The sequence below is a fragment of the Clostridium hominis genome (genome assembly GCF_014287825.1).
GTDB lineage: Bacteria > Bacillota > Clostridia > Clostridiales > Clostridiaceae > Clostridium > Clostridium hominis.
This window is the reverse complement of sequence record NZ_JACOOO010000010.1, coordinates 21,467-27,643: the sequence shown is the minus strand read 5'-3', so window position 1 is coordinate 27,643 and position 6,177 is coordinate 21,467. Positions and strand designations below refer to the sequence as shown.

8 protein-coding genes are annotated in these 6,177 nt (G+C 27.4%); 1 reads left to right on the top strand and 7 read right to left on the bottom strand.

Annotated features, from left to right (window positions below; genetic code table 11):
- On the top strand, nucleotides 1-470 hold a 470-nt coding region (locus tag H8S20_RS06605), incomplete at its 5' end, for a DUF4883 family protein (protein ID WP_207725271.1).
- Nucleotides 471-537: 67 nt separating this feature from the next.
- On the opposite strand, the gene folK is transcribed toward H8S20_RS06605, so the two are convergent.
- From folK to H8S20_RS06570, 7 genes are all read right to left on the bottom strand, one after another.
- The gene (gene folK, locus H8S20_RS06600; protein WP_032119153.1) at nucleotides 538-1,353 is read right to left on the bottom strand and encodes a 2-amino-4-hydroxy-6-hydroxymethyldihydropteridine diphosphokinase; all 816 of its coding nucleotides are present in this window, start codon (nucleotides 1,351-1,353) and stop codon (nucleotides 538-540) included.
- 9 nt (nucleotides 1,354-1,362) lie between these two features.
- Nucleotides 1,363-2,172: a dihydropteroate synthase gene (gene folP, locus H8S20_RS06595; RefSeq protein WP_032119154.1), complete on the bottom strand. Its 810-nt coding sequence runs from the start codon at nucleotides 2,170-2,172 to the stop codon at nucleotides 1,363-1,365.
- A gap of 61 nt (nucleotides 2,173-2,233) precedes the next feature.
- Nucleotides 2,234-2,707, bottom strand: a complete 474-nt coding sequence (locus H8S20_RS06590; RefSeq protein ID WP_186859606.1) for an HD domain-containing protein — start codon at nucleotides 2,705-2,707, stop codon at nucleotides 2,234-2,236.
- Nucleotides 2,708-2,847: 140 nt separating this feature from the next.
- On the bottom strand, nucleotides 2,848-3,402 hold the full coding sequence (gene folE / locus H8S20_RS06585; RefSeq protein WP_186859605.1) for a GTP cyclohydrolase I FolE: 555 nt from the start codon (nucleotides 3,400-3,402) through the stop codon (nucleotides 2,848-2,850).
- A 5-nt stretch (nucleotides 3,403-3,407) separates the two neighbouring features.
- On the bottom strand, nucleotides 3,408-4,157 hold the full coding sequence (locus H8S20_RS06580; protein WP_186859604.1) for an aminotransferase class IV: 750 nt from the start codon (nucleotides 4,155-4,157) through the stop codon (nucleotides 3,408-3,410).
- Complete coding sequence (gene pabB / locus H8S20_RS06575) at nucleotides 4,157-5,533, bottom strand: aminodeoxychorismate synthase component I (RefSeq protein ID WP_032119158.1); 1,377 nt, start codon at nucleotides 5,531-5,533, stop codon at nucleotides 4,157-4,159. The genes H8S20_RS06580 and pabB overlap by 1 nt, the downstream gene beginning before the upstream one ends.
- Nucleotides 5,534-5,536: 3 nt before the next feature.
- Nucleotides 5,537-6,124 carry an anthranilate synthase component II gene (locus H8S20_RS06570; protein WP_032119159.1) on the bottom strand — a complete coding sequence of 196 codons (588 nt, stop codon included), beginning with the start codon at nucleotides 6,122-6,124 and terminating at the stop codon, nucleotides 5,537-5,539.
- Nucleotides 6,125-6,177: the final 53 nt, after the last annotated feature.

Here is a 6,177-nt window from a genome sequence, read left to right as displayed (position 1 = left end):
TTATAATAACTCTTCTTATTTTATCTTTACAAGGATGTGTATTTGATGATCCTAGATACTTAAATATAAAATCTAAACCTAATGATTATTATTACTCAAGTTTAATATATAAAAACTTAAAAAATGATGAACCTTTTACCTTAAAGGTATTTGATACAGATTTCTATAAATATTATACAGTAGATGAAGAAGATAAAGATATCTTATTAAACTTTTTTGAATCGTTAAATAATAACAATTATCTAACCGAACTAGAAACTTCTGAAACAGCAAAATATGAACTATGTATAGAGTTTTCTAAAGAAAAATATGTAATTAACATCTATGATGATTCATCAGTTACTCTTTATCCTTGGGATGGTCATTTTTCAGAAGATAAAATCACTATGGAAGGGGTTTCAACATATAACAACCTTTATTCCTTCTGCTCTTACGTAATAAATAAATCTCACCAAAGGGAAAATAATTAAATTTATATAATAAATAGGTGATACAACTAATAATTTTTACGTAGTATCACCTATATATATTTTCAGATTATCTTTTCAAATCGCTTAACAATTCAAAAACTCTCTTATTCATTAAAGGGTGTAATGCATATGGTGCAATTTGATTTAATGGTTCTAATACAAATTCTCTTAAATGCATCTGCGGATGAGGTATTATTACAAAATCATCATTACTAACTATATTGTCAAATAGTATTATATCTAAGTCAATTGTTCTTGGTCCCCATCTTAATTCTCTAACTCTATCCAATTCTTTTTCAATGCTTAAAAGTTCTTTCATTAATTCTTGAGGAGTTAATAATGTTTCAACCCCTATAACAGTATTTAGGAAGTCATCTTGTTCTTCATACCCCCATGGTTTTGTATCTATTATTTCAGCTTCTTTTATAACCTCTACATATTTAACTTTAGCTATTTTCACTATAGCATCTTCTATATATTTCTTTTTATCTCCTATATTGCTACCTAATGCTATATACGCAATACTCCTCTTTCTTGAAGTTTCTACTGCAGCATAATCTAAATGTCTATTTATAGGTGCCCATGGCTTTTTTAGAAGAACTTTAACTTCTTTAACTATTTTGTACTCTTCTAAAACAAATTTCGCTATTTTATCAACTACAGTCTCAATTAAATCACAGCTTTCTTCTTGAAAAAGCTTCTCTACCTTATGACATAGCTCTCCATAATGCACTGATTTAGTTAAGTCATTATTCACAGCACTTTCCTTAAAATCTAAAGATAATTCTAATGAAAGAATAAACTTTTGTCCTAATACTTTTTCTTCTTTAAACACTCCATGATTTGCAAATATCTCAATATCTTTTAAATATACTTTATCCATTCTCTTACCCTACTTCGCCTTTAAAATTTTATCTGTCATAACTGCTGCTCTTTTATTTTCTAATACATCATGTACTCTTATAAATTCACAGCCTTTCATAATTCCCATTACTGTAGTAGCTACTGTTCCCTCTACTCTTTCATTAACAGGAAGATTTAAAGCTAATCCTATCATTGACTTTCTAGAAGTGCCAAGAAGTACTGGATAATCTAATTCTTTAAGTCTATCAACATTATTCATAACAATAAGATTTTCTTCATAAGTCTTTGCAAATCCTATTCCTGGATCTAAAATTATATTATCTCTTTTAACTCCAGCTTCTAATGCAATATTTATACTTTCTTTTAAGTCTTCTAATACATCTTCAATAATATTATTATAAGGTTTATCTTCTCTATTATGCATTAATATACATGGCACATCATACTTAGCTGCTACCTTTGCCATATTTTTATCTTTTTTAAATCCCCATACGTCATTAATTATATCAGCACCTGCTTTTATAGATTCTTCTGCAGTCTTGCTTTTATATGTATCAATAGATATTATTATATCTAAATTTTCTTTTATAGCTTTTATTATAGGAACTACTCTTGCTATCTCTTCATTTTCATCCACATATAAAGCGCCAGGTCTCGTAGACTCTCCACCTATATCTATTATATCAGCACCTGCTTCTACTAATTGTCTTGCATGCTTTATTGCCTCTTCTACCTCATTATACTTACCACCATCAGAGAAAGAATCTGGTGTTACATTAAGTATCCCCATAATATAAGTTCTTTCTCCTAATTCAAACTCCTTATTTCCTATTTTCACATTATCACCCCTTATATAATTCACAATTTTAAATTTACAATTTAAAATTTCAACTTAAGAATTAGTAATTAATTTTTAAGTTTTTCTTTTCATCGCTCCAATAACATTCATCAATGGCTTTACAGCTAAAGCATTCCCTTGAAATCTTATCGCTTTTATATATTATAGCACCTAACTCATCATCATTCTCTCTTCTATGTCCTTCAATAGATTTTAAAATTACCTCTTTCTCTTCTTCTGTAAAATCTATATCTTTTAAAATTTTTTCACTTAACTCTACACTAGCAATATGATGCGGAATTCCTTCTTCATATTGCTTTACTCTTCCTATATCATGTAATAGTCCTATAGCATATATTAACTCTTTTGAGAATGATAAACCTTTTTCCAAAACCATAATATATGCAATTCTAGACATATCTATAAAATGCTTTAAATCATGCCTACAAAACTCTCTTTTTTCCTCATACCTTAAAAGCTTTTCTAAACTTTCCTTATATAAACTATTATTTAAAATATCATCTACTTTTTTCAAAGCAACCCCCAATCTAGTTAACAGTTAATAATTCACAAATAAAAGTTAATGTTAAAACTACTTTAGTAATTTTTAAAATTAAACTATATGTTTTTGAAAATTCCCAAGCAATTCTCACCTTAACTCTTCACTTTTAACTCTTAACTTTTAATTAACCCCAATACTTCTTTTCTTAAATTTAAATCTTCTTTAAAAATGCCTCTATATGTTGTTGTAATAGTTTTAGCCCCTGGCTTTTTAACACCTCTCATAGTCATGCACATATGCTCACCTTCAATTACAACCATTGCACCTTTAGCATCTAAGTTATCCATTATTGCATCTGCTATTTCTGAAGTTAGACGTTCTTGCAATTGAGGTTTTTTAGAATATAATTCTACTGTTCTTGCAAGCTTTGAAAGACCTGCAACTCTTCCATTCGGTATATATGCAATATGCGCCTTACCATAAAACGGTATTATGTGATGCTCACACATTGAAAAGAATGTTATATCTTTTTCTATTACAAGATCATCATTATCTACTTCAAATGTCTTAGATAAAATCTCCCTTGCATCTTTACCTAATCCACCAAATATCTCTTCATACATCCTAGCTATTCTATCAGGTGTTTCTAAAAGCCCTTCTCTATTTACATCCTCACCTATCCCTTCTAAAATAAGCTTGGCTCCTGCTAATATCTTTTCTCTATCCATTTTATTTATACCTCCCTAACTCCTATATGCTCTTCATAAGTTTTTCTAATATCTTCAGTAATTCTACTTTTAAATTTACACCCTTCAATTTCAGAAACTTTAATTACTCCTACTAGTGAATTAGTTAAAAATATTTCTTCAGCATTTAGTAGTTCCTCTTTTGAAATTTCTTTTTCATATACATTGAAATTGTCTATTACATATTTTCTTATAATACCATTTAATAAACCACACTTTTCTGAAGGAGTATAAATATTATTATCTTTTATTATAAAAACATTTGTTGTACAACCTTCAGTTAAGCAGTTGTTCTCATTTAAAAAAATAGCTTCGTTATATCCTTCTAAGTTTGCCTTTTCGTATTCTAATAAGTTATCTAAATAATTAATAGACTTTATATATGTTAAGATTGATTTGCTATTTCTTATGTTGTTAGCTATTTTCACTTTAAATCCTTTTTCATAATTGTCAGGTTTATACTTAAGCTCCCTAGTTGAAAAAATTATATTTTTCTCTGTTACAACTAATTTTAAAGCTAAATTATCTAACTTATACTCATTTATTTTTTCTAAAACAATATCTGACTTTATATGCTCCCCTAGCGACAATTTTGTAATTCCATCATTTAATCTTTCAATATGCTCTTTTAAAAAATGAGGTTTATTTTTTATTAATATCGTCTCAAAAACACCTCTTCCAAAAAAAGTTCCACTATCTATTAAAACATTATCTTCATTAAAAATTACTTTCCTCACTATAACACCTTCATTAATGCCTTCGCTTTATCTAAAGTTTCCTCATACTCATCTTCTTCAATTGAATCATAAGTTATGCCTCCACCAACTCCGAAGTAAGCTTTATTATCCTTCTTTATTATTGTTCTTATTGCAATATTAAAATCAGAATTTCCTCTAAAGTCAAAATACCCTATACATCCAGTATATATATTTCTCTTTAACATCTCTAGTTCTTCAATTATTTCCATAGCTCTTATTTTAGGAGTTCCTGTAATAGATCCCCCTGGGAAGCATTCTCTTATAAATTTAACTTCTGATATTTCATCCTTTAACTCTCCTTCAATCGTAGAAACAAGATGAAATACTGTAGCATATTCTTCTAATTTAAATAATTCAGTTACCTTTACTGTATGAGGTTTACATACCTTACTAAAATCATTTCTTTCTAAATCTACTACCATTAATAATTCTGCTTTATCTTTTTCACTATTAATTAATGCTTCCTTATTTAACAAGTCCTCTCTGCTATCTTTTCCTCTAGGTCTCGTCCCTTTAATCGGTCTAGTATGTGCTTTTCTATCCTTAATTTGAATAAATCTTTCAGGTGATGAAGATATAATTTGAAAATCATCATAATTAACAAATGCTGAAAATGGTGCTTTATTAATACTTCTAAGACTTTTATAGATTTTTATAGAATCCTCATTAGACTCACATAAAAATCTTTGAGTCATATTGGCTATATATACATCACCACTTCTTATATATTCTTTCAATCTCTTAATTTTATCAATATATTCTTCTTTAGAAAAATTTGAATAAAACTTATTATTTTTTGTTTTATCCATATCATTTTTGCTTATTAAATCCTCTCTTGATTTATATATATTAATATTTTTTTGTATAGTATCTAATATTTTTTTAATACTTTTATTAGAATCCTCTTTTACCCCCAAGGCCGTTAAATACTTTTTATTATTTATAAGATCAAATATTATTATATTATCATAGAATTTAAATCTCATATCCGGAATCCTAAAGTCTTCTTTAGAAATATCCTTGATATCTTCTATTATTCTACCAGCATCATAAGATATATACCCAATAGCACCACTTATTAAAGGTACTTCTATATCATATTTAAAGTCATACTTTTTAATAAGATTTTCTAAAACTAGAAATGGATCACCATTGCAAACTCTTTGTCCATTAATATAACTTTCCCTACCATAAGCTTCAAAAGTTAAAAATGGATTTAAACCGATAAATGAATACTTAGATAAATCCCTATCTTCTTTAGAGCTGTCTAGTAATATACTATTATTATCTTTAAAGCAACTATAAATTTCAAATATATTTAAATCTGTGGAAAACTCTTCTATCTTAAAATTCATTCATTAACCTCTCTTTTTATAGTTTTTACATATATCTATAAAATTTTTCAACATAGTATGTCCTTCCTCAGTCATTTCGGCTTCAGGATGAAACTGTAAACCATAAATATTATAATCCCTATGTTTAATTCCCATAATTACGTCATCTGTAGTTTTACTAGTAACCTCTAAATTTTCTGGAAGATTTTGATTTTTTACAATAAGAGAATGATATCTAGTAACCCTTAAAGGATTCTTTACATTTTTAAAAATACCATGTCCATTATGTTCTATATAGCTTATTTTCCCGTGTATTGGTTCTTTACCTTTAACTATATCACCGCCAAAATAATGACCTATACATTGATGTCCTAAACATATACCTAATATAGGTATATCACATTTAAATCTATCTATAATATCTAAACTTAATCCAGCTTCTTTAGGAGACTTTGGCCCAGGAGAAATTATTATTCCTTCTAAGTCCATATTTTCGATTTCTTTTATCGTTATTTTATCATTTCTATATACTATAATTTTTTCGTCAAGCTCTTCAAAATATCTTATAAGATTATAAACAAAAGAATCATAATTATCTATCATTAAAAACATAATTTCCTCCAAATTCTTCGGCATTATTTTATCTTTTGTGCTAAAATAAATAA

What these genes read in the sequence shown, in the direction of transcription:
- pabB (WP_032119158.1), bottom strand. Translation starts at nt 5,533, where the DNA reads ATGAATTTTAAGATAGAAGAGTTTTCCACAGATTTAAATATATTTGAA.
- folK (WP_032119153.1), bottom strand. Translation starts at nt 1,353, where the DNA reads ATGGATAAAGTATATTTAAAAGATATTGAGATATTTGCAAATCATGGA.
- H8S20_RS06570 (WP_032119159.1), bottom strand. Translation starts at nt 6,124, where the DNA reads ATGTTTTTAATGATAGATAATTATGATTCTTTTGTTTATAATCTTATA.
- folE (WP_186859605.1), bottom strand. Translation starts at nt 3,402, where the DNA reads ATGGATAGAGAAAAGATATTAGCAGGAGCCAAGCTTATTTTAGAAGGG.